A 26,421-nucleotide genomic window follows, 5' to 3' on the forward strand; every position below is an offset into this window, starting at 1 on the left:
ATGGCGGACTCCCGCGGCGAAGAGAACCCGACCAAGGTCGGGGGTCCCGCCTGCTCGTACCCCCGACGAGCGGCCCGCGGTACAGGCCGCGCTTCGCATCACCAGCAGGGCAGTAGCGAAGCGTCGCAGATCGCTGTCCATCTATTGAGATTTTTTAAAAAAGATCCGCGAGCGCGAATGGATGCAGTCCGTCTTCGCCGATCGCGCGGGTTCGCGCGAGGTCGCCTGCACTCGCGGAGGGTCGGGGTTTTTGCGGTGCAGCATGCCGCCCCCGGCCCTGGCTCGTGAGATCGCCCATTCTCGGCGATCCATGTTGCGGTGCAGCAAAGATCGCGGCATGCTGCGGTCCTGCATGCTCTACGAGCTCCACGACCTGCAACGCCGCTGGCTGCGACCGATCGCCGGACTCTCCCGGATGAACGCGGACTTGTTGCGGATGGCGCCGGGGGGCCTCGGGCGGCCCGCCGCGGCCGGCTGGGAGTTGCTGCGGCGCATCACGAAGGACCACCCGCGGCCGGTGTTCGGCATCGACTCGGTCGTCGCCCACGGGCAGACGGTGGCCATCCGTGAAGAGGTCGTGATGGTCACGCCGTGGTGCCGCCTGGTCCGGTTCGCGCGGCGCAGCGACGACGCGGCGGTCTCCTCGGCCCTGGCCCGCGACCCGCGGGTGCTCCTGTGCGCCCCGCTGTCCGGCCACTTCGCCACCCTGCTGCGCGACACGGTGCGCTCGCTGGCGGCCGAGCACGACGTCTACGTCACCGATTGGTCCGACGCCCGCGAGGTGCCGCTGGCCGACGGCTTCTTCGGGCTCGACGATTACGTCCTGCACCTCGAGCGGTTCTTGCGGGCGCTCGGGCCGGCGCGCACGCACATGATCGCGGTCTGTCAGCCGGCGGTCCCGGCCCTGGCCGCGGTGGCGCGAATGGCCTCGGCCGGGCAGGAGACGCCGGCTTCGCTGGTGTTGATGGGCGGGCCGATCGACGGGCGCAGGAGCCCCACGCAGGTCAATCGATTGGCGACCGAGCGGCCGCTGGTGTGGTTCGAGAAGAACCTGGTCCATCGCGTGCCCGCGGGCTTCCCCGGCGAGGGCCGGCGGGTCTACCCCGGGTTTTTGCAGCTGGCCGCGTTCGTGTCGATGAACCCGCGGCGCCACTTCACGGCCTACCGCGACTACTGGCTCGACCGCGTGCGCGGGCGCGACGACAAGGCGGCCGCGCACGAGCGCTTCTACGACGAATACAACGCGGTCCTCGACATGGACGCGCTCTACTACCTCGAGACCGTGCGGCTGGTGTTCCAGGAGCACGCGCTCGCGCGCGGCCGGTGGACCGTCGCCGGCGAGCTGGTGCGCCCGGGCGACATTCGAACCACCGCGCTGCTGACCGTCGAGGGCGCCGAGGACGACATCACCGGCGCCGGCCAGACCCACGCGGCGCTCGACCTGTGCACCGGCCTCCGCGACAAGCAGCGGTTCACCGCCGAGGGCGTGGGTCACTACGGGATCTTCTCCGGCGAGCGCTGGCGCCGATCGGTCTACCCGACGGTCCGCGACTTCGTCCGCGCGCACGACCCCGCAATCACGAGAGGACAGCTGCCATGACTCAATTCTCGGGCAAGACGGCGCTCGTCACCGGCTCGACGAGCGGGATCGGTCTCGGCATCGCCGGCGCCCTGGCGGCGCGCGGCGCCAACGTGCTGCTCAACGGCTTCGGCGACGTCGACGCCGCCCTGGTGCTGGTCCGCGACGCGGCGGCGGACACCGGCGCCCGCGTGGTCCACCACGGCGCGGACATGTCGAAGCCGGCCGACATCGAGGCGATGATGCGCTACGCCGACGACGTGTTCGACGGGGTCGACATCCTCGTCAACAACGCGGGCATCCAGCACGTGGCGCCGGTCGAGGAGTTCCTGCCGGAGCGGTGGGACGCGGTGCTGGCGATCAACCTCAGCTCGGCGTTTCACACCACGCGGCTGGCGCTGCCGCGGATGCGGGGCAAGGGCTGGGGGCGGATCGTCAACGTCGCCTCGGTGCACGGGCTGGTCGCGTCGGCGTACAAGGCGGCCTACGTGGCGGCCAAGCACGGCCTGGTCGGGCTGACCAAGGTGGTGGCGCTCGAGACTGCGCGCACCAACATCACCTGCAACGCGGTGTGCCCCGGCTGGGTGCTCACGCCGCTGGTGCAGGCGCAGGTCGAGGCGCGGGCGCTCTCCGGCGGCCTCGCCCTCGACGACGCCCGCGACGCGCTCCTGGCCGAGAAGCAGCCCTCCGGTCAATTCGTCACCCCCGAACAGCTCGCCGAGCTCGTCTGTTTCCTCAGCAGCGACGCGGCCGCGCAGGTCCGCGGCGTCGCCTGGACGATGGACGGCGCCTGGACCGCACAATAGCACCACCGCAGGAGAGGACCCGGCCATGCATCGATTCGCCCCGCTCTTCATCACCGCCGCCGCCGTCGGCATGTTCCTGGGCCCCGCGCCCGCCGCCGCCGACGGCGTGTGGTCGTCGCGCACCGTCGCAGGGATGACGACGTATGTGTATACCCCGTCGACCGCGGGCGTGGTCGGCGAGGGCCGCAGCCTGCTGATCGCGCTGCACGGCTGCGCGCAGTCGGCGACCGTGTTCCGCGACCTCGGCAACTGGGCCGCCGCGGCCGAGGCCTACGGGATGGTGGTGGCGGTCCCCGGCGCGCCGAACGGCGGGGTGCTGCTCGGCTGCTGGGATTATTTCGGCGGCAATCATACGCGCACGCAGGGGCACGCGGGGGCGCTGCTGCAATTGGCCGCGAACCTCACGGCCGACCAGGCGCTGGACGTCGATCCGGCGCAGGTCTACGTCGCCGGCCTGTCGTCGGGCGGCGGCATGGCGATGGTGATGGGCTGCGTGGCGCCCGACGTGTTCGCCGGGGTGGGCATCGACGCGGGGCCGAGCGTAGGCACCAGTTCGTCGCAGATCGGCTCGGTGTCGACGTCGCAGCAGGCGGCGAGCTCGCTGTGCACGAACCTGGCCGGCACGCACGCGGGCTCGTTCTCGACCCAGCTGACGTCGGTGCTCGCGGGCACCAATGATTACGTGGTCGCCCAGGGCTACGCCGACCTCAACGCGAAGGTGATGGCCCAGCTGTACGGGGCGGCGCCGGCGGGCGGCTTCAGCGTGGCCGACCTCGAGGGCTATCAGCCGTCCGGCACCGGCTCGCTGTGGGCCGACGCCGACGGCCCGCGGGTCTCGCAGATCCGCGCGACCGGGCTGGCCCACGCGTGGCCGACCGGCAGCGGCTCGGGGGCCGACAAGTCGTACGTGTCGCCGAAGCACGTCAACTACGCGTGGTACCTCGCGGACTTTTTTACGACCAACAACCGCCGCGTGTGTCCCGACTGCGGCGGAAATAGTGACACCGGGAATGGCGAGACCGGGGGCGAGACCGGGAATGGCGAGACCGGCGGCGAGACCGGGAATGGTGAGACCGGGGGCGAGACCGGGAATGGCGAGACCGGGAGCGACGACACCGGCAACGCCGACACCGGCGGCGGTGACACCGGGGTCGAGCCGTGCACGCCGTCGACGCCGTACGTGCAGGTCGTGACCGCGACGATCACCGGGCACCTGTCGCGCTTCGCCAGCTACCCGCACGGCTACGGCACGGCGGACGCGACCTACACCTCGCTGTTCGCCAAGTACGGCATGTCGACCGCGTTCCCGCTGTATCAGGGGACCGACGGCAAGTGGTACGCCGACCCCGCGAAGGTGCCGGGGGCGGTGAGCTGCCCCTGACGAATGCCGCGACGCGTGGAGGTTCCCGGGCCCTCGAATCGCAAGGACGCGAGGGCCCGGCGATTCGCGTCAGAACGCGAGCGACTCGGCGTCGAGGACGTCGTCGGCTGGATCGGTCGCCAGGGTCTTGCCGGGCGGCGCGGGGATCTGGTTCTCGACCCAGTCGACCAGGTAGAGGAACGCGCGCTCGGCGTAGGGCTGAACGATGACGAAGCGGTCGGCCGCGCCCTCCTCGCCGATCGTGCCGTCGAAGTCGAAGTCGAGGCCGGTGCCGTCGCTGTGGGCGTCGACGTGGCCGCCGTGCGACACCACGTAGAGGCGGTGCTGCGACGGCGTGCCGAACGCGGACACCGCCGCGCGGTAGCTGAGCGCGTGGGCGCCGAAGGCGTTGAGGCCGTCGGCGTCGCCGTGCACGCTGATCAGCGGGACGGAGAACTCGCCGGTGGTCGCGTTGGCCAGCGCCCACTGCACGTGCTCCTCGGTGAAGCCGCCGTCCTGCGCCTGCTCGAGCCAGGCGTACATCGCCGGCGGCTCGTCGTTCGGCCCGGTGTAGCAGGAGTAGGCGGCGGACTCGGCGGCGTCGTGGCCCATCAGCTCGGCGCGGAACACGTAGCCGGTGAAGTTGTAGTAACCGACGCCCTTGTACTGCGGCAGGCCGAAGCCCTTGAGGTAATCGAAGGCGGTGTTGTAGGCGCCCCAGATCGGCGCCGAGGCCGGGTCGAAGCCGGCGGCCTGCATCGCGGCCTGCGCGTTCGAGTACGGCGGGATCTGGGCGTAGTTGGCCGGCGTCGTCTCGGTCAGCGGATCGTAGGCGTAGCGCATCGTCATGGCCGCCGCCTCGTTGGTGCGGATCAGTTGGTCGCCCGCGGCCAGCTCGGCCGGGGTCACCACGTCGTCGGCGTCCTGGTCGAGCACGCGCGCGTCGGGCCAGTAGACGCCGGCCCAGTCGAGGCCGCCGGCGAACACCGCGGGCTCGCCCTCGAGCACGCGCAGGCGGTCGAGCTCGAGCGCGCGGCGGACCTGATAGCCGCCGTTCGACAGGCCGGCCGCGTACACGGCCGCGGGCGCCTCGCCGTAGGCGGCGGTCAGGCGCTCGCCGGCCCACTGCCCGAGGTCGAGCAGCATGGTGCCCCAGTGTTGCGACGGGTGCAGCTTGTTGAGCATGGTCGCGTTGCCGTCGAGGCCGCCGTTGGTCATGCCCTTGTTGCCGACCACCACGGCGTAGCCGCGCGAGACCAGCCACGCCAGCAGGACGCCGTGGCTCGACCACTCGTTGCGCGTGCCCGGCGTGCCGAGCACCACCAGGCGGCCGTTGTAGTCGGTCGGCACCGCCAGCACGATCTCCTGCGTGCGCTCCTCGATCGTCAGCGCGCCGGTGACCTCGACGCCGGGGGTCTCGCTGGTCGGCACCCGCTGCGCGCTGTGCAGCACGCTCGCCTTCATCGCGTCGACCTTCTTCTGCTCGGCCGGCGGGAGGGCGTTGTACTCGGCGCTGCCCTTGACGAGCCCCCAGTAGGTGCTGTGCTCGATGCCGCCGTCGCCGCCGCCGAGCCAGTCGACGCGCACGCCGCCGTCGAGGCCGACCACCAGCGCGTCGAGGTCCGGCGGCAGGTCGCCGGTCGTGCTGGTGGAGTCGCTGGTCATGGTGTCGGGCTCGGTCGAGCTCGACGTCGTGGTCTCGCCGGTGGTCGTCGTCGTGGTGTCGATCGGCTCACCGGTGGTCGTCGTGGTGTCGACGGGCTCGCCGGTGGTGGTGGTATCGCCGGTGGTGGTCGGCTCGCCGGTGGTCGGCGGCGTGACCGTGGTGTCGGTCGTCGTCGTCGTCGTCGTGTCGGCGTCGGTGCCGGTCGAGGTGTCGGTGCCGGTCGAGGTGTCGGTGTCGGTGGTCGTGACCGCCGCGTCGCCGCAGGCGACCAGCAAGGCGAAGGAAGTCGGAAGCGCGCTGCGAATGTGCATAGCGGAGCAGACCACATGGACCCGTGAAAGCAAAGCGCATAAAACCTGGGGCGCGTGGCCCGCTGCGGCAATCACCGCAGCGGCGATCGCTCGCGCGAGCGATGCGACGAGTTCGAAGCAGCCCCGGCGCGATCGCCCTCGCAGACTCGTTAAAAAAAGGAGGCGGCGGGTCGAGAGATATGTCCCTTCGGACAGAGGTAGCGCGAATTCGGCCTGGGCGGCGATTTTGCGAGCGGAGGGCTCGGCGGCGGTGCGAGGTGAACGACCGCGCGAGCGAGCTCGGGGAATCACTGCACCGCGCCGCGTGCCCCGTTGAAACGAGTTTCACCGCGATCGACGCGGCTGCGTCGCGGCGAGCGTTCGCGCGAGCGAGCTCGTGAAAAACCCTGCGCGGAGATTTTCACGCCGGAGCGGGGAATGTCATGAGCGATTAAATCGCAGCAGCGACGTGGCGCGGCGCACAGGCGTGACCGCGTGGGTCGGCGGGTCGCCGCGGACTCGCGTATGGTCCGCGCCATGTCCGAAGTCCTCGCCGCTGCGAATCCCGGCCTCTCGGGGCTCTCGTTGTACGTACCACGGCCGCGCGTCCCGCTGGCCGCGTTCGCCGAATGGACGGGCGCCGATCCGGGCAAGCTCGCGGCGGTGGTCGGCGACGCGTTCCGCGTGCCGCAACCCGACGAGGACGTCTATACGATGGCGGCCGCGGCGGTGCTGCGGCTGTTGCAGCAGCACGACGTCGACCCGGCGCGCGTCGGCATGCTCGCGCTCGGCACCGAGTCGAGCCTCGACAACGCCGTCGGCGCGGTGATCGTGCGCGGCATGGTCGACGACGCGCTGCGCCGCGCGGGGCGGGCTCCGCTGCCGCGCGACGTCGAGGTGCCGGAGGTCAAGCACGCCTGCCTTGGGGGCATGTACGCGCTCAAGAGCGCGCTGCGCTACGTGCAGACCGACGGCGCAGAGCGGGTCGCGGTGGTCGTCGCCGCCGACATCGCCCAGTACGAGCGCGGCAGCTCGGGCGAGCCGACCCAGGGCGCGGGGGCGGTGGCGATGCTGGTCGAGCCGCGGGCCCGACTGCTCGCGCTCGACCTGCGCGCCGCGGGCAGCTCGTCCGACGAGCGCGGCTGGGATTTTCGTAAACCCGTCGCGCGCCACTTCATGGCGGAGTACCCCGAGAGCTGCCGCGGCGAGCGCGACTTCCCGGTGTTCAACGGCAAGTACTCGACGGTGTGTTACGTCGAGGCGGTGGTGCGGGCGCTGCAATCGGCGCACGCGCGCGGCGGCGGCGATCCGCGATCGCTGCTGGGCGAGCCGGCGGCGCTGCTGCTGCACCGGCCCTACGATCGCATGCCGGTCGCGGCGCTCGGGGCCGCGTGGGTGTGGGCGTGCGTGCGGGCCGGCGATCGCGAGGCGCTCGGCGCTGCGTGCCACGCGGCCGACGTCGGCTTCGACGCTCTGGTCGCCGAGCTCGGCGGGGACAGCAGCGCTCGATACGGCGTGCTCGCTCATGGGCCCGAGTTCGATCCGCTCGCGCGCACCCAGGCGGTCGCGCGGCAGCTCGGCAAGGACGAGGCCTTCGCGCGCGTGCTGGCGGCGACCCGGCCCGGCCGCGCGCTGGTCCGGCAGCTCGGCAACCTCTACACCGCGTCGCTGCCGGCGTGGATCGCCGCGGCCTTCGCCGACGCCCACGCGCGCGCGCTCGAGTGGGACGGCGCGGCGGTGACGCTGGTCGGCTACGGCAGCGGCGACGCGGCCGAGGTGTGGTCGGGCCGCGTCGCCCCCGGCTGGCGCGAGGCCGCCGGGCGCAGCGACGTCGCCGGAGCGCTCACCGGCGCGATCGACCTCGGGCGCGAGGAGTACGAGGCGCTGCACGAGCGCCGCGCGCCCGCCCGCGAGCTGCCGCCGCCGGGTCCGTTCGCGATCGCGGGCCGCGGCCGCACGTACGGGCGCGACTGGCAGGACGTCGGGGTGGCGCACTACCGCGTGGTCGAGGCCGGCTGATTTTCAGGACATGTCGGAGCTCGTCTGCGGCGCCTGAAGGTTCTGGAGATGTCTCAATAAGCATGTCCTAAAGGACATGCCGGAGCTCGCCTGCGGCGTCTGAAGGTTCTTCATATGTCTCGATAAGCATGTCCTCAAGGAGATGTCACCCGCGGTCGCCGGCCGCGGGACACGAGCGGATATGGCGACAAGGACATGTTCCTAGCGCCGTGTCGTTCGCCGTCGTCGCCACCACCAGACCGCGCCGAGCACCCACGCGAACCCGGGCTCGCCCACGTTGCAGCCGCGGCTGGCCACGGGTGGCGGCTCCTGGGGCTGGGCGGCCGCGGGCGGTTCGTTCGCGGGCGGTTCGTTCGCGGGCGGTTCGTTCGCGGGCGGTTCGTTCGCGGGCGGTTCGTTCGCGGGCGGCGGGGCGCTGCGTGCGACCAGGGGCGGGGGCGGGGCGCACGCGAGCATGACGTCGATCGCCGGCGTGACGACGACCTGGCGGCGGTCGGGGGTGGCCACCTCGATCTCGACGCGATGGAGTCCGGGCGTCAGACCGTCGAGCGACAGCGCCGCCCTGTACTCGGACTGCGGGTCGCGCTCGCACACCGTGAACAACAGGTCGGTGCCTGCCTCGCGGGTCCACGTGCGGCCGGGATCGATCCATGTGCACGAGCCGGGTCGCGGCGTCCACGGCTTTCCGTCGACACGTGTCGCAAAGACCAGGTGATCGCGCATCGGCTCGACCTCGGGCGGGAGCTCGACCCGCAGCGGCACCACGGCGGCCGTGAAGGTCTCGGAGCAGACGGCCGGCGCGGAGACCGTGAGCGGCCGCTGCGCGGGGGCGCCGGCGTGCAGGCCCGGCTGCGCCAGCTTCAGCGGCGCCGCGGCGATCGTGACAGTCGTCGTCCCCACGGCCGGCGGCATTTCGTCCTGCAACGCGCTCCACTCCCTGCGCGACTGGGCGGCGTACTCCCCCTCGCGGACGGTCACCTCGTACACCTGGCCCGGCGCGAATTTTTTGGCGAGGACGATCCATTCGATGCGGTCCTCCCCGGCGGCGATCCGGTGCTTCACCGGCACCCTGCGCTTGGCCTCGATCCGCACCACCGAGACGCGGCCCGGGGAGCCGACCAGCGGCTCCGGGCCCCCCCAGGCGAACCCGCGCACGTCGGGCGGCAGCGAACCATTCGCGCCGAGGTACAGCCGGCCCGCGCCGGGGCCCCACCACACACACGAGCACGCCCGCGCCTCGCCCTCGCCGATCAGCGCCAGCGCCACGCTCGCCATGACCACGGTCCTCGCCCGCCGCACGAGGCGACCTCAGCACGTCCCGCGAGGTCCGTCAACCTTCGCAGGGGGGTCCGCGAGGTATCCTCTCTCTGGCGCAGCGGAGAGGATGTCTCAAGGGACATGTCGAGGATGCGCGGATCGTCGCGGCCGGTTGGTCGAAGACGTGGAGCTGGACGCGTCACTCGTGCGGCGATCATGGTCCGGCGAGGTCAGCGACGGCGCTCGCCAAGGACGGCATCCATGGTCGTCGAGCGGGGTCGAGCGTCACCGGCCGGGGCCCGTCGGGACCCGCCTGCAGGTCGAATCGGCCGAGCTCGCAGTCAGCCCGGCGAGCGTGATCCTCGACGGTCGCGGCGTGTACGACCTCGGCGCGATCGTCGTGGAAACCGGACGGTGAGCCTCGCGGGCCGCGGCGAGGCCCCCGGCCCGCGGCTCTACTGCCCCGGCTGGGGGGCCGCCGCCTGTCCCTTCGCGCTCGCGGCGGACGACGGGCGCGCGAGCGCGGCCGGGAACATGCCGAGCGCGATGCACAGCGCCTCGCCGGCCTCGATCAACTCGTCGATCAGCATCTCGTCACCGACCGAGGCGTAGACCATCCGGCCGGCGTAGTTGATCATGTCGGTCCCGGCGTAGAGCTGCTCCGTCACGATCTCCGCGTCGACGCCGTCGAGGTCGAGCGCGTTGGGGAGCAGGCGGTTGAACTCGGCCAGGTCCTCGCCGTTGTAGGCCATGTTGCCGGCGAGGTACTGCACGTGCTGGGTCTGGGTCCCGAGGTCGGCGCCGAGGAAGTTGTAGCGAATGTCGGTGTTCGCGACCTCGGCGACCCATTGACTGTCGATGATCTGAATCAGCAGAGCAGGCATGGTGATCCTCCTCAGGCGTCCTGAATGGTGACGGCCACGGACAGGGTGGAGTGGGTCGAAGTCGGCACCGCGGTGATCTTGAAGCCGAGGCTCGACGACCAGGTGTAGTTGTCCGACGGGTCGGAGAGCTTCACCCAGTTGATGTTGCTGTTGTTCAGCGACGAATCGTTCATGTGGTACCAGTCGGGCCGGTCGCCCATGCCGATGACCTGGAGGCCCGCCCACAGCTTGACGCCGAACCGCTGGCTGCCGTTGTTCCAGCAGCACCAGATCCCGGCGTCGCCGTCGGCGATCGCGCCGGCCAGGTCCTGCTCGTATTTCAGGGTCCCCGAGCCCGAGTAGGCCTGCAGCGAGGTCGGCGGCTGCTGGCTGATGCCGGACACGCCTGCCTGGGTCTGCCACCCCATCGTGTCGCGGTGCCACAGGGTCGACGAGTAATTGATGAACGTTGCGGTCAGAACGGTGTTGGACATGATGCGCTCCTGTTCGGCGCTGCGGTGATTCATCCGCCGCGCGCCGCCTCGCCTGGGGAGTCGCGGGTCCCTCCGTTTTGATCAGACCGCGATACGAATTTTTTTCAGCGCGTCAGCGGGCGCGCCCCAGCGCCGAGAGCCGGGCGTCGAGCTCGGCGACCGCCGCGGCGCTGCCGGCGACCCGGGCCGTGGCCGCGCGCGCCTCGACCAGCGCTGCCAGGGCCCGATCGGCCTCGCCCAGGGCCAGGAGCGCCGCGCCCTTGCCGGCCAGGATCAGGCCGAGCAGCTCGTCGTCGACCGTCGGGGCCGCGCGCGCGATCGGCTCGGCCGCGGTGAACTCCGCCAGCGCCTCGGCCGGCCGGTCCAGCGCCAGCAGGCTCTCGCCGATGTTGTTCGCAGTGATCGCGCGGTGCACGTGGCCGGCCGGCAGGCTGCGGTCCTGCAGCGCCGCGGCCTCGCGGTAGGCCGCCAGCGCGCCCTCGTGATCGCCGCGCCAGAACTCCACCACGCCGAGGTTGATCAGCGCCGCCGGCAGGTCCTCGTGGCCCGGCGGCAGCACCCGGCCGTAGATCGCCAGCGCCCGCCGGCTGTGGTGCTCCGCGCGCCCGAATTCGCCGGCCTGCACCGCCTCGTGCGCCAGCGTCGTGTGCACCCGCGCCGCCTCGAGCCCGGCCGCCCCATGCGCCTCGGTCCACACCGCCAGCGCCGCCTCGAGCAGCCCGCGCGCCCGCGCGCCCTCGCCCTGCTGGATCAGCAGCGTCGCCATGTCGTGCGCGACCCGGGCGTACTGAGGGTGGCGGGCGCCGTAGAACGCGTCGGCGGCCGCCAACGCCGCCTCGAAGGTCGCCCGCGCCTCGGCCTCGCGTCCCAGCGCCTCGTAGGCGTTGGCGAGGCCCTGCTGGGCGCGGATCCGCGCGGCCTGCGGCCCGTCCACCGCCTCCAGCCGGGCCAGCACCTCGCGCTCCAGCCGGGCCGTCTCGTCGTGATGCCCGGCGTGGTACGCGGCGATCGCCCGCGCGAACTCCAGCTCGGCCCGGCGCAGACCCTGGTCGCCGAGCCGGTCGAGCGCCGCCGCGGCCCGCCGCGCCCACAGCTGCGCGCGCTCCGGCGCGATCTGCTGGCGCGCCGCCAGGGTCGTCAGCGCCAGCCAGGTGCTCGCCGCCAGGTCGTCCTCGCCGGCCGCCTCGGCCGTGTCGACCGCCTCGAGCAGCGCCGCCTCGGCCGCCTCGATCTCGCCTCGCTCGGCCCGCAGCTCGCCGACTGCGAGGAGCGCGTCCGCGCGGGCCGCGGGGTCGACCGCCAGGTCCGCGCGCGCCAGCGCGCTCTCGGCCAGCCGCCGCGCCTCGGCCAGGTCGCCGGTGGCTGCGTAAGCGCGCGCGGTGATCAAGGTCCGCCGCAGTGCCTCGCCCCCGTCGCGCGCCGGCGCGCCCGTGGAGCGCGACACCAGCGCGGACGCGCCCGTCCCGGCGCACGCCTCCAGCCGCGGCAGCGCCTCGACCGCGGCGATCGAGCGCTCGACCGCCGCGCGCTCGCCGGCCGCCAGCCGCTCGATCAGGGCGGCGACGGCGGCAGCGCTGCGCTCGAGGCAGATCCGGCGCGCCTCGAGCCGGCCGGGCGAGTGCAGCGCCGAGGTCTCGCACAGCTGGCGACGCGCCGCCTGCCACGCCTGGACATAGGCGCCGAGGCTCGCGTCGACGCGCTGCCAGGCGCCGGCCGCCAGCGTCAGCCCCGAGCCGCGGAACGCCGCCGCCAGGGCGGCCCTTTGGGCGGGGTTCCAGGCGGCATCGAGCCCGCGGTCGACCGCCGCGCACGCGTCGATCGCCGCCGGCGGGTCCGGCAGCCACGCCCCGGCCGACCCGCCGAGCGCCAGCAGCCCGCCCGCCAGCCCGATCCGCCGCCGCGTCCGTCCCGGGTCGCGCTCCAGCGCCGCGCACAGCGCCGCGAGCGTCGGGTGCCGCCGCTCGGGCGCGGCCGCCATCCCGCGCGCCAGCTCGCGGTCGAGCCAGCGCGGGTGCTCCGGGCGTCGCCGGGCCGGCGGCGCCGGGTCGCGGCCCGGCACCCAGCCGTGCAGCGCCTCGAACAGCGAGCAGCACAGGCTGTAGATGTCGCTGCGAGCGTCCGGCGCGCGTCCGACCAGCTGCTCCGGCGCCGCGTAGCCGACCGTCCCGCCCAGCGTCGAGCCCACGCCCCCCGGCGACCCGTCCGTGCCCGCCTCCGGCGCCGGACCGGCCACGCGCGCCAGGCCGAAGTCGACCACGTACACGTGCTCGTCGGTGTCGACGAGCGCGTTGTCCGGCTTGAAGTCGCAGTGGACCAGCCCGGCCGCGTGCGCGGCCGCCAACCCGCGCGCGGCCGCCACGTACAGCCGCACCGTCGCCCGCCACGGCCGCGCCGCCTCGCGCTGCCACGCCCGCAGCGTCCGCCCGCGGATCAGCGCCATGGCGATGTACACGTGCCCGTCGACCGCGCCGACCTCGTGGATCTGGACCACGTGCGGGTGCGACAGCCGGGCCAGCAGCCGCGCCTCGCGGAGCAGCCGCGCCTCCTCGCCGGGGCCTGCGCGATCGGAGCGCGTCAGCTTGAGCGCGACCTCGCGGCCGAGCGCCGGATCGTGCGCGGCATAGACCTCGCCCATGCCGCCGGCACCCAGGCGCCGCCGCAGCTCGTAGCGACCGATCGACGGCCGCGGCTGCGGCTCGTCGAACAGCGCCGCCGCCACGGCCGCCTTGCCGCGCGCGTACTCGCGGTCGTGCACCAGCCGCGGAGCCGCCAGCGCGGCCGCCAGCCCGCCCGCGCCGTCGCTCTCGCTCGCCGTCACCTGTCCTCCGGGTCAGTCGATCGATTCGCGCTGGTCTCGCAGCTGCAGCGCCCACCGCTCGAGGTTCTCGCGCGTCGAGGCCAGCCGCGCCGGCGCCTCGCCGAGCCGGTCGAGCGACGCCTCGAGCAGCTCGAGCGCGCGGCGCAGGCGGCTGCGCGCCGTGGGGTGCGGCGTGCGCAGGACCTCCGCGATCTCGGCGGTCGTCATCGACTCCCAGAATCGCAGCTCGATGATCACCTGATAGTTGAGGGGGATCCGCCGCAGCGCCTCGAGCAAGAGCCGCTGGTCCTCGGCCTCGGCGCGCAGGGTGCTGACGCCCGGCGAAAGGTCCTGCAGGGTGGCCTCCTCGCCGATGTCGACCGTCTCGCCGACCCGCTGGCGCCGACGAAAGTGGTCGCGCAGCACGTTGTGGGCGATGGCGAACAGGTACGAGCGGAAGCTCGCGGCCGTGCGCAGGCGATCGCTGCCGGCCACGCAGGCGGCGAAGACCTCCTGCACGAGGTCGTCGCTGCCGTGATCGATCTTGCCGCGGAAGAAGCGGGCGATCGAATCATAGTAGCGCTCGAACAATTGCTTGCCCGCGCCGCGGTCGCCGGCCCGCCACGCGGTGAGGAGCGCGCCGTCGTCCGCCATCCCTCGCTGGGTTACCACGCGCCGCGCGGCCGCGGCAAGCGACCCCGGGTGCGCCGGGCGGGATCGCGCCGCTGCGCGATCCTGAGCCGCAGCGCGGCGCTTCCCCGCGATCGATCGCTTCACTATAGTCACCGTCGATGACCATCTATGAATCGAGCACTCCGGTCTTGATGGAGGTGCAGAGCGACGGGGCCGGCTATGCGCTGATCCTGCTGTCGGCGGCCGCCGGGCCCATGGCGCTCGGCGCCACCGACGCGGCCCGAGCCTCGACCGTGGGCGTCGGCGTCGAGGTCCGCGTCAGCCCCGCCGACCCCGACATCACGATCGACAGCGTCACCGCCACCCCGATCCGCGACGCCCCGAGCACGGTCGCGTGGACCGTCGACAGCGGCACCCAGGTCACCGCATTCCCGGCGCCGGAGACGGAGGGCGAGTACATGTGGGACCTCGTCGTCACCGTCACGGTCGGACCGAGCGTTCACCGCCGAGTCGTGCAGCTCGACCCGAAGATGATCGTCCGCAAGACCTTCCCGTGACGATCCATCCGGCGCGCAGCCCCATGGTGGTGGATGAGGGCTGGTCACCCGGTCGACGATGTCGATATCGGCAGGGCGGCAACCGCCACCGAATGGTGGTGGTTCGCTCGGGAGCAGGCAGACGGGCGCGGAGCGTTCGCGGGCCCTCACAGCATTCATGAGCTCGCCCGATTCGTATGACTTCTGACGGTTCGTCTCGCTCGATGCGCAGGACCGTCAGGTCGGCGGGGACGGCCGCTTCACCGCGAACTGCACACGGGCAGCTGCGAGTCGCGTGGGTCGAGCTCGCAGTGAGCCAGGCGAGCTCGACCCACGACGACCTCGGCACGCGCATCGTGGAGGCGAGGCGGTGAGCCGAGCGCGTCCCGCGGCGAGGCTCCGGTCGTTCGCTGCGACGAAGTTCGGGTACCATCCGCGGCGTGTCCGAGCTGTTCGCCGCAGCCGTCTCGATCGCCCCGACGCGGCGGCGTCGCTTCCTGTGGGCCGCCTGGTGGACCGCGCCGCCGTCGCGGGAGCCGTTTCGCCGGCCGGACGCCTCGGAGGGGGGCGCGCGCACGCGGGACGAGGCGCTGCGCCGGGCCGAGAAGGCGGCAGGGCGCACGTTGGTGCAGATCGAGCCGCTGTGGGCGCGCGCGTGGGGCCGCGTGCTGATGGGCGAGCCGCCGTTCACGCAGGCCACGAGCGAGACGACGCGAGCCGCGCCACGAGCGAGCCGCGAGCCGGAGCCGGCGTCGATCTGGCAGCTCCTCGGGCTCACGCCGCAGGCCAGTGTCGCGGAGATCCGCGCAGCCTTTCGCCAGCGCGCCCTCGTCACCCACCCGGACCGCGGCGGCGATCCGGAGGCCTTCCGCGCGCTCCGCGAGGCCCACGACGAGGCCCTCGCCCGCCGCGCGCGCACCGGCAAGCGACCGCGCCGCAAGCGGCCGGAGTCGTGACCACTTTTTTGAAATTTAAAAGGACGCTCCGTGGGTGAGAGGTCGAAGTCGCTGCTCGTAGTTCGCCCTGCGTGACTCGTCCTGGCTCGGCGCACTGTGCCGCCACATGTGTCAGCGGTGTGCCGGCACCGCAAGCGTGCCGCTTCGGGTGGACGCAGCGGATTCCGCGTCCAAGCCGTGGCACGACGCTTGCTCATACACCTGCGGAGGGCGGTCGTCGCCGCGGCGAATCGCGGCATTACGGCTGCGCCCTCTGAACGTGCTCCACCTGCCCGCGATGCGGGCCATCGAGGTTATCATGTCTCTTCATACCCAGAATGCGTGGTTTGTCCTGCCCCTGCTGGCGGTCTCGCTGCTATGCGCCTGCGACGACGAGCTCGACGTCGGACTCGAAGTGCCGGGCGACGATGTCGAGCTGCGCGACGGGGATCTGAGCCTGTGCGGGAGCGTCCCGGCCCACGCGACGGTGACGCTGAACGGTTCCGGCACCTACGTGGCGAATGCGCCCCAAGCGAGCATGGGCCAGTCCGGTTGTGACCACCGCTTCGTCGTCGACTTCATCAACGCCGGCGGCGGCACGGTCAACCTCATCCCCGACCTGCACCACTTCCTCTGGACGGATGCGAGCTGGCCGTACAGCGACGAGTCGTCCTGCATCAAGGCGTACGCGATCATGGATGTGTACACGATGCCCCAGGTCGGGTTCCTGTCCAAGGACAGCAGCATTGTATACCAGGGTGAGTGGATCGACGGCGCCTGCAAGCCCGTCGCGCTCGAGGGCACCCGAAGGACGAGCGTCCAGGGGGCCTGGAAGATCCGCCTGGCCAATCGCGCCTGGGTGGAGGTGGAAGAATGCACGATCAGCGGCTGCGTCGTCGCCGATCTCGACACGTGGGCCCGCGCGAAGGTCGTCGTCCCCTGAGCCGAAAAGAAACACCGGCGCCGCGTTGCGACTAGTACATCCGGCCCGAAGTTCTCCAGGGGTTGCTAGGCCCTCTCTGCAAGGGTCCAGCCGAAGTTGCCGAGGAGCAGCTCGAGCAGTTCGTCGCGAGAGGCGCGGAAGGGTGTTGGTTCCCAGCGCCCGGTATGGGTAGCCATCTCCAGCTGCCACAAGTTGGCGGCGAGACGGCGCAGGCGCGCGTGCGGGATCGGATCGTGGGTGGGACCGGACTCGAGGGTGATGAGCGGGGCGCGATGCCGGACACGGATATGTGCGAGGCCCTGGTGTTGGCGCAGGAACTGCTCGACAGCGCGAGCGTCATCGTCCGATTTCGCAGCGGCGTTGCGGGTGGTGCGTGGACGGCTCATGCGGCGTGGTGCCGCTGAGTGTGGACGAAGTGACCGCGGAAGGTCCAGTTGAACGGGTGCGCTTCGTCGCTGTTCCAGCGCCGGATGAAGCTCATCACGGCGCGGGGCAAGGCTCCGGCGCAAGGAAAGTCGGCGTAACGAAGGACGCGGCGCTGCAGCAGCGAGAACCAGATCTCGATCTGGTTGACCCACGAGGCATGGATCGGCGTGTATACGAAGTGGAAGCGGTCGCCGTGACGCCGGTTGAAGCGAGCCCAACGCTGGTCCGCACCCTCATAGTGGATGTTGAGGTTATCCCAGACGACGTAGAGCTGGCCGGTAGGGTATTTGCGGGCAAGGCTCTCCATGAAGTCCAAGAGGTCCTCGGCCCGTCGTTGCGGCTTGCACTCGCCCAGGACTTCACCGGTGCGGACGTCGAAGGCCGCGAACAACGACCAGGTACCGCGGCGGACGTACTCGAACTCGAAACGGCCCGCGCGGCCGGGCGCGGGGAGCTTGCTGGGAAATCTCCGTCCGAGCGCCTGCATGCCGGTCTTCTCGTCGACGCAGAGCACATGAGCTCCGTCCGGGGGATGATGGTAGAGATCGCAGATGCGCTGAACCTTGCGACAGAAGTCGGGGTCGGGGCTGTGCAGCCAGAGCCTCATCTTGTGCGGCCGGAAATCCTCGTTGCGCAAGATTCGCCCCACCTCGGACACGCTGAGCCCGACACCTGTCTCATGAAGCAGGCGCCTTGCCAACGTCGCATATGTCCACGTCGAACGGGTCTGCTGGCCATGCCTGGCAGGCTTGTCACAGGCGAGTTTGATGAGCTTGCAGCGTGTCGCCGGCGATACCCGAGGAGGTCGCCCACTTCGCGGACGATCCTCGAGCGTCACGACTCGCCCATCACGCGCGAAGCGCCCACGCCACACCCTCACCGTGTCCACGTGGCAGCCCAATCTCCGCGCAATCTCCTGGTTTGAGTGCCCTTCGGCAGCGAGGAGCACGAGCCTCGCCCGGAGTACGAGGCGTGCCTCGGCGCGGCCACTCCGGGCCAGCACCTCCAGTTCGTCACGGACCGAAGGTGCCAAACGAAGCCGTTGTGCTCGTGGGCCTGGCACATCGACGAGATCGTTTTCGCGCCTCGCCTATTCCACCGCCTATACCGCCCTGGCGATGGATCCAGGACAGAACCCCTGGAGAACTTCGGGCAGGCAGTACTAGTCCCACGACCTCGAGCGCCCGAGCACCTCGCGTGATCGGGCGCTCGATCCAGGCCCGGCAGCTCGGGCCGTGGTGGCTTTCGAAGTTCGTCGACGCCGCGCGCGAGGCCGACCTGCCGCTCGCGTACGTCGTGCTCCGGCCGCCGCTCGACGTGACGCGTCAATCCTCGCCGCGACGGGACTCGCACTCCGAATGGCGCATCGCGCTCGCCGAAGGACTCGCGCCCGCGAGGTGAATCACCGCCTCGACCGGAGTCGCACCGCGGACGCGCGAGGGTGAATCGTCGCCGCGACCGATCCGAGCGCAGCCGCCAGCGAGGCCCTCGCGCCCGCGAGCGTGCATCGTGGCCGACGGACTCGGTCCATTCGTGGCCGCGCGCCCGCCGAATCCTCGCCCGCAGGGTCCGTGCGCCTATGGTCTGCGAAGGCGGGGCTGCCGGGGAATGCGAGAACCCACGACAATCCTCGCATGCGGCACCGGGTGCATCGCGCGTACGCGGGTGAGACAAAATCGCCGGTGCTGGTGCGCGACGCGGACGAGCGGCTCCCCTATTACGAGGGTGACGAGCCGCCCACGGCGCCGGCCGGCGCTGTGATCGAGACGCGCACGCAGGCGAACTGGGACGGCGGGCCGCCGCTCGTCGAGCGCGTGGCGATCGTCGAGGAGGAGCTGTCGCTGCCGGCCGAGCGGCGTGCCGCGGTGGAGGCGGCGCTGGCCGCCGTGGTGCCCGTGATGGCGGCGTGGGGCGTCGGCCCGCTCGCCACCTGCACGTGGGTCGTCGGCGAGCCGCGCGCGCTCTCGCTGGCGGCGCAGCGCCGCGGGGACTGTCTGCGCGCGCTGCACGAGGTGGTCTGGGAGGTCGCGTCGGATCACGGCCTGAACCTCGGCAACGAGTATGGCTCGGCCGCGCGCGCGCAGGAGTGGGAGCGGATGGCCCACGCCGACGTGGTGTTCCCCGAGGAGCTCGAAGATCCGTACTACGCGTACGGCCCGTCGGGGCCGCCGGTCGTGCCGAAGGGGTGGCGCCGTCGGCCAGTGCGCGAGCTGGAGGACCCCTTCGCGCCGCTGCTGGCGCTGGCGTCGGCGGGCTTCCAGCTGCTGAAGCTGGCCGGCGACGAGGCCGTGCTGTGCCTCCCCGCGGCGGACTCGTGAACCGGCCGACCTCGAGAATCATCGTACATGTCTTCGTGGACATGTACGATGATTACTCGACGACGACGAGCCGATGCGCCAGCGTCGCGTCGACGATGTGGATCTCGAGCTGACGGGCGGCCGCGTCGCCGGTGATCCACGCCGCCGCGCCTGCGAGCGGGAAGGCGTCGTCGCCGCGCGGGAGGTGAGTGTCCGTGACCATCGCCGCGGGCACCAGCGCCTCGCCCGTCGCGTCGATGACCATGCCCCACGTCCCGGCGAAGGCCGGCTGGGCGCCGTCCCAGCGCTCCCACAGCACCGCGTAGGTGTCGTCGCCGAGGGGCACCAGCTTGGGTCGCTCGGCGTGCGCCTGGCCGTCGGCCTCGGTCTGATAGTGGGTGAGCCAGCGCAGCCGGTTTTGCCGCGGCTCGCCGCCGGAGTCGACCTCGAGGACGTCCGGCAGGGCAGGGTCGAGGTGCATCCCGCTGTCGGCGGGCACCGCCTCGAAGTCCCGGCGCACGCGCACGAGCGCCAGCTCGCGCGAGCCGGACACCAGCTCGCCGGTGACGGTCGTCGACTCGGTGGCGAACAGGGCGAGGTAGCCGTAAGTGGGGTCGCCGTCGATCGGCGCGGCGTTGCCCAGGCGCGTGAAGGTGTTGTTGTTGCCGGTGTTGCCCTTGATCGCCAGCAGCGAGTAGGTCTCGCTGTCGGGCTCGACGCGGGCGAACGCGAGGTCGCGGGGGTAGGAGTCGCCGAGGTGCAGCTCGACGAAGCCGGTGCCGTCGTGGAACAGCCGCTGGTCGAAGGAGTGACTGACCCAGATCGACGAGGTGCGCGTGACGGCGCCCGAGCCGGCGTCGAGGTGGGTGGTGAGCGCCTTCTGGTGGCGCGCCATGATGTTCCAGTCGGTGTCGGTGTTGTTGCCGTGCACGAGGGCCAACGCGCCGGCGCCCCAGGCCAGGCGCGCGGTGCCGGCGACCATGGGATTGACGATCGGCTCGGAGTCCGGCGCGAGGGCCTCGCGGCCGAGGTCGACGTCGGTGTCGAAGTGCACCGTGCCGTCCCACGACTGTTTGACGACGCGGACGATCCCGCCGCGGTGCTCGCCCGGCTGCGGGTCGTCGAGGGTGAGGGTGTCGCCCTCGGCGACGCCGCTGGCGACGTAGAGCTGGCCCTCGGGGTCGCGCGCGAGGCCCATGACGCGATCGAGCATCGGCGGCTCGAGCACCGCGGTGATCACGTAGTCGTCGGCGAGCGGCTCCAGGCGCAGGACGTAGGCGTGACCCTCGGGCTGCTCGGCGTAGTCCTGGACCAGGACGTCGATGGTGGCCCCGAGCGGCACCGCGACGATCTCGGGCGACTTGCCGTACTGCGCCTCCCAGCTGTCGGGGCCGGCGAGGTCCTGCTGGTCGACGTCGAACGGCACGAGCAGCTCGGCGATCGTGCCGACGGGCATCGGCAACGGCTCGCCGGTGTCCGTGGTGCCCGCGGTGGTGGGATCGACGTCGGTGGTGGCGGGCCCGGTCGGCTCGGGCCCGGTCGGGTCGGTGGTGGCGGGCTCGCTCGTGCCGCCGGTGGTCGGCGGGTCGGCGGTCCCGCCCGTGGTGTTCGTGGAGGCCTCGCCGGTCGCGTCGGTCGCGGCGTTCATGGTCTCGCTCTCGTTCGGAGCGCCGACCTCGCCGCACGCAGCCGCCCACGAGAGTCCGAGTGCCACCCACATGCCCCGCTTCACGTCGATCGCCATGGTCCAACGGTAGAGCACCGACACCAGTGAAGTCGAGAGGTCATGAACACAGTGGCTCGAGGCCGCAACCGTGCGGGCCGTGGACCTCATGCGCGCGAGCGAATGTGTCCGCGAGGAAAATCTACGCATGGTCCATGGGACATGTCCTTAAAAATGCGTTCACAGGTGGGGACTTGCAGGCGCCGATCCCGCCTCGAAGGGGTACGAATCGGCGCACTCAATCGCCACAGCTGCGACTCGCGGGTCAGCGCGACGGCGGCGGGCCGCCGAAGGTGGCCTCGATGGTCGCGATGTCCTCGGCCGCGTAGAATTTCGCCTGCATCGCGTGCATCTCGGGGCGGGTGAACACCTCGGCGCGCGGCTGTTCGATGGCGCCGGCGATGATCTCCGCGACCTCCTCGACGGGCTGCGCGCCGGGGAGCTTGCGGGAGTCGAGGCCGCCGTGCAGCGCGTTGCTGCCGAAGTCGGTCGCGACCACGCCGGGCAACACCGTGGTCGCGTGAATCTCGGGGCCCTGCGCTCGCAGCTCGACGCGCACGCTGGCCATCAGCGAGTTGACGGCCGCCTTGGCCGCGCTGTAGGCGCTGCGGACGGGCGTGAACGGGATCCGCCCGAGCATCGACGAGACCGCGACGATTTGCCCGCGGCGCTGCTCCTTGAAGTGGGGCAGCACCGCCTGCACGGCGTAGAGCACGGACTTGAAGTTGGTGGCGATCATGTCGTCGACGTCGGCGTCGGTCAGCTGCGAGGGCAGGCGGGAGATCCCGCGACCGGCGTTGGCGACGAACACGTCGAGTCGGCCGAATTGCTCGAGGGTGCGCTGCACCAGGCGCTCGTTGTCCTCGCGCCGCGAGACGTCGGTGGGGACGGCGAGGGCGCGCTCGCCGAGGCGACCGGCGACCGCGGCCAGCGCCTCGGGGTTGCGGGCCGCGAGCACGACCGTCGCGCCGCGCGCGTGACAGACGTTCGCCAGCGCCTCGCCGATCCCCATCGACGCGCCGGTGATGATGATGACCTTGTCCTTCATGCCCGGCATCGTAGGCAATCTCCGCGCGAGAATCAGCCGGATATCGCGGCGCCGCAGGGCGGCGGACTGGCGGCGCGCGGCGGCCGGGCGCGCCGCCGAGGCCGCTGGACGCGAAGACCTCCCGCGTCATCCTCCGAGGTCGTCGCCCGTGAGCGGCGCGGCAGGAAGCGATTCTTCATGTTCAAGCTCTGGGTACTCCTCGGCGTCCTCGCCTCGCCGGACGGCGCGACGTCCTCCCACCAATCGAGCCCGGCGAGCGAGTTCACGGAGGCGGCCGAGCCCGCGTCGGCCGGCAGCTGGGGCTGCATTCAGGACATCCTCTCGGAGGAAGACGCCGCCTACTGCCTGGCCAACTGCGAGGGCTTCGCCCCCGACGCCGGGCGGCCCGCCTATCGTCACAAGGTCCGCGTGGGCCACGTCCCCGCCGATTGGTGCGCGGACAGGGCGAGGAAATACTGCCACCGGCGCGGCCTGGAATTGAACTACGCGTGCTGGGGCGATTATTTCTCGTGGTGACGAGGCGCCCGAGGTGTCGGCGCGCCGGGTCCCACCGGCGCGTCGGCATGGCGCTCCGCGAGGCGGAGCGAGCAGGTCACTTCGAGCCGCGCTCGGAGGGCGTCGCCTCGATCGGGGCGGCGTCGTTGGCGTCGCTCGCCGTATTCGGGGCGGCGTCCGTCCCGCGCAGCGGCGCCCCGGCGCTGTTGATGTAGACCATGTTGCCCTTGATGTAGATCCCGCCGGCGTTGATCGTGATGAAGCCGCCCGGGCCCTGGATGGTCAGGCCGCTGCCGGCGTCGAGGACGATCTTGCTCGACCGCAGGTGGATCTCGTCGGCGGCCTCGATCGCCAGGCGGCCGCCGATGGTCGTCTGCTCGTTGGCGCCGACGATCCGCGAGACCGAGCCGTCGACCTTCTCCAGCGTGTTCTTGCGGGTATGCTCGTGGCGGTCGCCGTCGATGAGCTCGAGCTTGTCGCCGAGCACGTGCATGTCGACGCGGCCGACCCCGTCGATGCCGCCGACCAGCAGCTCGACGTCGCCGCCGAGGTGGGCCTTGGTGTGGCGGTGGATCTTCAGGTGATGGTCGTGGAACAGCTGGACGAAGCTGTCGCCGGCGGTGCCGCCCTCCGAGTGGCCGACGGTCACGTGCGAGTTGTTCCACACCGTCGAGAAGGAGTCGTTGTTGACGCGGATGTCGATGTTGCGCTCGGCGTGGAGGAAGATCTGCTCCTCCTTCTTCTTGTCCTCGAAGCGCAGCTCGTTGTAGCCGCCGCCGCCGAGCGAGCTGTCGGACTTGATCGTGCTCTTGGTCTTCTGCTCCGGCAGCGGGTAGGGGACCTCGTTCTGCCCGTGGTAGATGCGCCCGGTGATGATCGGCCGGTCGGGGTCGCCCTCGAGGAAGTCGACCAGCACCTCGTGGCCGATCCGCGGGATGAACATCGCGCCCCAGGCGTTGCCGGCCCACAGCTGGCTGACGCGGACCCAGCACGTGCTCGTGTCGTCGAACTTGCCCTCGCGGTCCCAGTGGAACTGGATCCGCACGCGGCCCCACTTGTCGACGTGGACCTCCTCGCCCTCGGGCCCGGTGACGACCGCCGACTGCAGGCCGCGCATCACCGGCCGCGGGGTCACGCGGGCCGGCCGGAACGGGACCTTGAGCTCGGTCACCGCAAAGTCGTTATCGTAGGCGCTGGCCTTCTGCCCGTCGTGGTCGAGCACCTGCTGCTGCTCGCCGCGGTGCCGGACCTCGATGATGCGATACTGGGTGTTGAGCTCCTGCTGCGTGTGCCCGGTCAGCGTCATCGTCATGCCGGGCGTCAGCCGCGGGCAATCGCTGATGCCGCTGCCCCTGCGGCGAGCGGCCTGCAGCTCCTCGAGGCGGATCTTCGCCAGCACCTGGCCCTCGTGCGGGCCGGCGCGGCCGGGGTCCTGATATTCGCCGGGGAAGTCGTAGGCCTCGAGCTCGGGCTTGGCCTTGGCCGTCTCCTTGGCCTCCATCGCCATGTCGGTCTTGTGCAGGTTCTTGTCGCGGAGCGAGACGGTGCCGGTGCGGATCCGTCCGCCGAACCGGAACTCCTTGATGTGCTCGCGGTCCTGGATCGCGCCGTCGGGCGGGTTGAACCACACCTCCGAGCTGCCGGTGATCGCGGGGTGCGCCTGGCTGCTGTCGGCCATCACCCAGACGTGCCGGTTCTCGTCGTGCTCGAACCAGTAGCAGATGCCGTCCTCCTCGAGCAGGCGGCTGACGAACGCGAGGTCGGTCTCGCGGTATTGCACGCAGTAGTTGCGCGGCTCGTACTTGGCCGACAGCGCGAAGCGGAACCGGTCCTTCGCCACGCCGCCCTTGATCAGCACCTCGCTGACGATCTGCTCGGTGGTCTTGTCCTGGAAGATCCGGCAGTCGGCGCGGTGCAGCAGCAGGTGCGCCGAGGGGCCGAGCTTCAGCTCGTAGAGGTCGAACTCGCGGGTGTGGCCGATGTACTCGGCGTCGTAGATGATGCCGTGCACGTGCCGCGGGACCTCGGCGCCCTCGATCGTCAGCAGCGCGGACTGGCCGAGGATCGACTCGGTGTCGAGGTCGATGCCCGCGACCTCGATCCGAAACTCGAACGGACTCGAGATCGCCTCGTGCCCGGTGAAGCGGACCACCCGCAGCGACGTGCCGCCGACGTCCAGAGTGAAGATCGCGTCGCTCGACTGCAGCACCGAAGTGAATTTGGAAACGTCGACAGCCATCGGAACGGGCTCGAACCCTTGATTCGCAAGATAGGTTCAGCGGCGAGAGCCCGTCAACACGCGGCCTCCAGGGCAGCGACGTTCGACTGCGGGCATACGCTGCCGGACTAAGAAGATCCCCGCGCACGGATCCGCGCGCGCAGGGCGATGCTGCGCAGCGACGCCCAGTTCGTGGGCCGGCGCGCGCGTTCACGCCCGGACACTCGTCACAGTGCACATACGCGGGCGCCCGCCGCCCCGATGGCGCGGGCCGAGTTCTCCGCAGCGCGGCCGCGGCGCAAGGTGACGCGGCCGTCACACTCGCGCGCTGCCGGCGATCTTCGCTCGCGCGGCGCGATTCGTGGGACACGCCAATCGCCGGTGAGTCGATGCATTCGAATGATGCATGAGGGTGACCGGTCGCGGCGAGCACCTCGTGCAGAGCGATTCGCGGCGAATGCCCGCGGCTCGTCGGCCCGTCGGCCCGACCGCGCGGCCGGGCGCGGCGTCGACGCGGCGTCGGGGTCGCGCTATCGTCGGGGACGATGCGCGTTTCGTGGTTCCTCGTCGCCTCGCTCGTTCCCGTCCTGGTCGGGTGCCGCGGACCGTCGCTCGACGGCGAGACGGACAGCGACGGCGGCGAGACGGGCGGCGAGACGGGCACGACGGGCGGCGAGACGGACGGCGCGAGCCCCTGCCCCACCGAGCGGATCCAGACCTCCATCGGCTCGGACGGCGAGCCCTTCCGCTACCTCAGCCTCTACACCCAGGAGGATGTCGCCGCGCTCGCCGGGTGCACCGATGTCGACGCGGATCTCCACATCGAATCGGGCGTCACCGACCTGAGGCCGCTGGCGAGCCTGCGCCGGGTCGACGGGGCGCTGCGGATCTACGGCGGCTACAACCTGCCCACGAACGAGCCGCCGCTGCCCAGCCTCGCCGGCCTGGAGGGCCTCGACTCGGTGGAGGCGCTGTCCGTCGAGCGCCTCGGCGTGGCCAGCCTCGAGGTCTTCTCCGGCCTGACGACGATCCCCGGCGGGCTCAGGGTCGACTTCCTTCCGCACCTCGAGTCGCTCGAGGGCCTCCACAACATCGAGTCCGTCGGCGGCGAGCTCGCCATTCAGGACTGCGAGAAGCTCACCTCGCTCGCGGGGCTGCGCAGCGTTCAGCGCGTGGGGCACCTCAACCTCGGCAAGCTGCGGGTCACCACGCTGCAAGGCCTGGAGAGCCTGGCGGAGGTCGGCGTCCCCGGCGGTGAACCGACGCGCGTCGACATCTATTACCTCACCGAGCTCGCCTCGCTCGACGCCCTCGACATCGACTGGCACCCGCAGCTCGGGCTCCAGCTGTTCGGCACCGACGTCGAGGACCTCGACCTCCTGAGCGGCGTCGACGAGATGCACATGCTGGGCCTCTACGACAACTCGCGGCTCGCCGACCTCTCCGGTCTCGAGGCGCTGGAGGTCGTCCACGAGCAGCTGCATTTCATCGGCGACGCCGCGCTCGTCGATCTCGGCGCGCTCCTCGGGCTGCGCTCCGTCGGCGCGCTGATCGCCCGGGAGACGGCGTTTACCGATCTGGGCCCGCTCCCGGCGCTGGGGCACGTCGGCGACCTCCAGCTCAGCGGCAACGAGCAGCTCGCGTCGCTCTCGGGCCTGGCCGGGCTGAGCGAGCTCGGCTCGCTGGTGCTCGAGCACAGCCCGGCGATCGGCGGGCTGCCCGAGCTCGCCGGGCTCACGCGGGTGACTGGCGACTTCGAGCTGCGCGACCTCGGCATCACTGCGCTGGGCGACCTGGCGGCGATCACCGAGGTCGGCGGTCGGCTCGTCGTGGTCCACAACGCCTCGCTCCTGCAAGCCGACGCCGAGGCCTGGGCCGAGGCGATCGCGGTCGGCGAGGAGCGCAAGGTCGCGGGCAACAAGGACGACCCGAATTCGCCCTTCTCCCCGTGCCCGTGGCCGGACGACGGCGAGTGCGATCACGACACGATCTGCCTCGACGGCGACGACGAGGATTGTGTGATCGGCGAGTGACGG

General features: G+C 71.5%; 22 protein-coding genes. 11 read left to right on the top strand and 11 right to left on the bottom strand.

The annotated features are described in order from the left end of the window. Positions 1-337: 337 nt before the first annotated feature. From O0S08_RS00180 to O0S08_RS00190, 3 genes are read left to right on the top strand one after another with little or no spacing between them, the layout of a single operon-like run. On the top strand, positions 338-1,600 hold the full coding sequence (locus tag O0S08_RS00180) for a polyhydroxyalkanoate depolymerase (protein ID WP_269036886.1): 1,263 nt from the start codon (positions 338-340) through the stop codon (positions 1,598-1,600). Then, positions 1,597-2,385 (top strand): 3-hydroxybutyrate dehydrogenase, encoded by a 789-nt coding sequence (locus O0S08_RS00185; protein WP_269036887.1) that lies wholly within the window; start codon positions 1,597-1,599, stop codon positions 2,383-2,385. The genes O0S08_RS00180 and O0S08_RS00185 overlap by 4 nt, the downstream gene beginning before the upstream one ends. Before the next feature lie 25 nt (positions 2,386-2,410). After that, positions 2,411-3,766 (top strand): extracellular catalytic domain type 1 short-chain-length polyhydroxyalkanoate depolymerase, encoded by a 1,356-nt coding sequence (locus tag O0S08_RS00190; RefSeq protein ID WP_269036888.1) that lies wholly within the window; start codon positions 2,411-2,413, stop codon positions 3,764-3,766. A 69-nt stretch (positions 3,767-3,835) separates the two neighbouring features. On the opposite strand, the gene O0S08_RS00195 is transcribed toward O0S08_RS00190, so the two are convergent. After that, positions 3,836-5,722 (bottom strand): alpha/beta hydrolase family protein, encoded by a 1,887-nt coding sequence (locus O0S08_RS00195; RefSeq protein ID WP_269036889.1) that lies wholly within the window; start codon positions 5,720-5,722, stop codon positions 3,836-3,838. A gap of 516 nt (positions 5,723-6,238) precedes the next feature. Here O0S08_RS00195 and O0S08_RS00200 point away from each other — a divergent pair. Further along, positions 6,239-7,720 (top strand): hydroxymethylglutaryl-CoA synthase, encoded by a 1,482-nt coding sequence (locus tag O0S08_RS00200; RefSeq protein ID WP_269036890.1) that lies wholly within the window; start codon positions 6,239-6,241, stop codon positions 7,718-7,720. A gap of 201 nt (positions 7,721-7,921) precedes the next feature. Here O0S08_RS00200 and O0S08_RS00205 read toward each other — a convergent pair whose 3' ends face one another. The 5 genes from O0S08_RS00205 to O0S08_RS00225 form a co-directional block, all read right to left on the bottom strand. Then, positions 7,922-9,019, bottom strand: a complete 1,098-nt coding sequence (locus O0S08_RS00205; protein ID WP_269036891.1) for a hypothetical protein — start codon at positions 9,017-9,019, stop codon at positions 7,922-7,924. A 413-nt stretch (positions 9,020-9,432) separates the two neighbouring features. Beyond that, a complete protein-coding gene (locus O0S08_RS00210; protein ID WP_269036892.1) occupies positions 9,433-9,861 on the bottom strand; it encodes a hypothetical protein in 429 nt (142 codons plus the stop codon). Between the two features lie 11 nt (positions 9,862-9,872). Beyond that, positions 9,873-10,334, bottom strand: a complete 462-nt coding sequence (locus O0S08_RS00215; protein ID WP_269036893.1) for a hypothetical protein — start codon at positions 10,332-10,334, stop codon at positions 9,873-9,875. A 112-nt stretch (positions 10,335-10,446) separates the two neighbouring features. Continuing rightward, on the bottom strand, positions 10,447-13,152 hold the full coding sequence (locus O0S08_RS00220) for a serine/threonine-protein kinase (protein WP_269036894.1): 2,706 nt from the start codon (positions 13,150-13,152) through the stop codon (positions 10,447-10,449). Between the two features lie 12 nt (positions 13,153-13,164). After that, positions 13,165-13,785, bottom strand: a complete 621-nt coding sequence (locus tag O0S08_RS00225; RefSeq protein WP_269036895.1) for an RNA polymerase sigma factor — start codon at positions 13,783-13,785, stop codon at positions 13,165-13,167. Between the two features lie 137 nt (positions 13,786-13,922). On the opposite strand from O0S08_RS00225, the gene O0S08_RS00230 reads away from it, so the two are divergent. The 3 genes from O0S08_RS00230 (at position 13,923) to O0S08_RS00240 (ending at position 16,178) form a co-directional block, all read left to right on the top strand. Then, positions 13,923-14,321 carry a hypothetical protein gene (locus O0S08_RS00230; RefSeq protein WP_269036896.1) on the top strand — a complete coding sequence of 133 codons (399 nt, stop codon included), beginning with the start codon at positions 13,923-13,925 and terminating at the stop codon, positions 14,319-14,321. 419 nt (positions 14,322-14,740) lie between these two features. Continuing rightward, positions 14,741-15,256, top strand: a complete 516-nt coding sequence (locus O0S08_RS00235; RefSeq protein ID WP_269036897.1) for a J domain-containing protein — start codon at positions 14,741-14,743, stop codon at positions 15,254-15,256. A 298-nt stretch (positions 15,257-15,554) separates the two neighbouring features. Beyond that, positions 15,555-16,178 carry a hypothetical protein gene (locus O0S08_RS00240; protein WP_269036898.1) on the top strand — a complete coding sequence of 208 codons (624 nt, stop codon included), beginning with the start codon at positions 15,555-15,557 and terminating at the stop codon, positions 16,176-16,178. Between the two features lie 65 nt (positions 16,179-16,243). On the opposite strand, the gene O0S08_RS00245 is transcribed toward O0S08_RS00240, so the two are convergent. Next, complete coding sequence (locus O0S08_RS00245) at positions 16,244-16,564, bottom strand: hypothetical protein (RefSeq protein WP_269032845.1); 321 nt, start codon at positions 16,562-16,564, stop codon at positions 16,244-16,246. Then, positions 16,561-17,667 (bottom strand): IS630 family transposase, encoded by a 1,107-nt coding sequence (locus tag O0S08_RS00250; RefSeq protein WP_308477865.1) that lies wholly within the window; start codon positions 17,665-17,667, stop codon positions 16,561-16,563. Before O0S08_RS00250 ends, O0S08_RS00245 begins: the two co-directional genes overlap by 4 nt. A gap of 134 nt (positions 17,668-17,801) precedes the next feature. On the opposite strand from O0S08_RS00250, the gene O0S08_RS00255 reads away from it, so the two are divergent. Together O0S08_RS00255 and O0S08_RS00260 are read left to right on the top strand one after the other, a co-directional pair. Continuing rightward, complete coding sequence (locus tag O0S08_RS00255) at positions 17,802-18,005, top strand: hypothetical protein (protein ID WP_269036899.1); 204 nt, start codon at positions 17,802-17,804, stop codon at positions 18,003-18,005. A 233-nt stretch (positions 18,006-18,238) separates the two neighbouring features. Continuing rightward, positions 18,239-18,922, top strand: a complete 684-nt coding sequence (locus O0S08_RS00260) for a hypothetical protein (protein WP_269036900.1) — start codon at positions 18,239-18,241, stop codon at positions 18,920-18,922. Between the two features lie 52 nt (positions 18,923-18,974). On the opposite strand, the gene O0S08_RS00265 is transcribed toward O0S08_RS00260, so the two are convergent. Both O0S08_RS00265 and O0S08_RS00270 read right to left on the bottom strand, forming a co-directional pair. Next, on the bottom strand, positions 18,975-20,645 hold the full coding sequence (locus tag O0S08_RS00265; RefSeq protein ID WP_269036901.1) for a hypothetical protein: 1,671 nt from the start codon (positions 20,643-20,645) through the stop codon (positions 18,975-18,977). Between the two features lie 244 nt (positions 20,646-20,889). Then, a complete protein-coding gene (locus O0S08_RS00270) occupies positions 20,890-21,672 on the bottom strand; it encodes an SDR family oxidoreductase (protein WP_269036902.1) in 783 nt (260 codons plus the stop codon). A gap of 177 nt (positions 21,673-21,849) precedes the next feature. On the opposite strand from O0S08_RS00270, the gene O0S08_RS00275 reads away from it, so the two are divergent. Further along, positions 21,850-22,188: a hypothetical protein gene (locus tag O0S08_RS00275; RefSeq protein ID WP_269036903.1), complete on the top strand. Its 339-nt coding sequence runs from the start codon at positions 21,850-21,852 to the stop codon at positions 22,186-22,188. Between the two features lie 76 nt (positions 22,189-22,264). Here O0S08_RS00275 and O0S08_RS00280 read toward each other — a convergent pair whose 3' ends face one another. Then, on the bottom strand, positions 22,265-24,406 hold the full coding sequence (locus O0S08_RS00280; protein ID WP_269036904.1) for a type VI secretion system Vgr family protein: 2,142 nt from the start codon (positions 24,404-24,406) through the stop codon (positions 22,265-22,267). A gap of 524 nt (positions 24,407-24,930) precedes the next feature. Here O0S08_RS00280 and O0S08_RS00285 point away from each other — a divergent pair. After that, on the top strand, positions 24,931-26,418 hold the full coding sequence (locus O0S08_RS00285; RefSeq protein ID WP_269036905.1) for a leucine-rich repeat domain-containing protein: 1,488 nt from the start codon (positions 24,931-24,933) through the stop codon (positions 26,416-26,418). The last annotated feature ends 3 nt before the right edge of the window (positions 26,419-26,421 follow it).

The sequence above is a fragment of the Nannocystis punicea genome, assembly GCF_026965555.1.
Lineage (GTDB): Bacteria > Myxococcota_A > Polyangia > Nannocystales > Nannocystaceae > Nannocystis > Nannocystis punicea.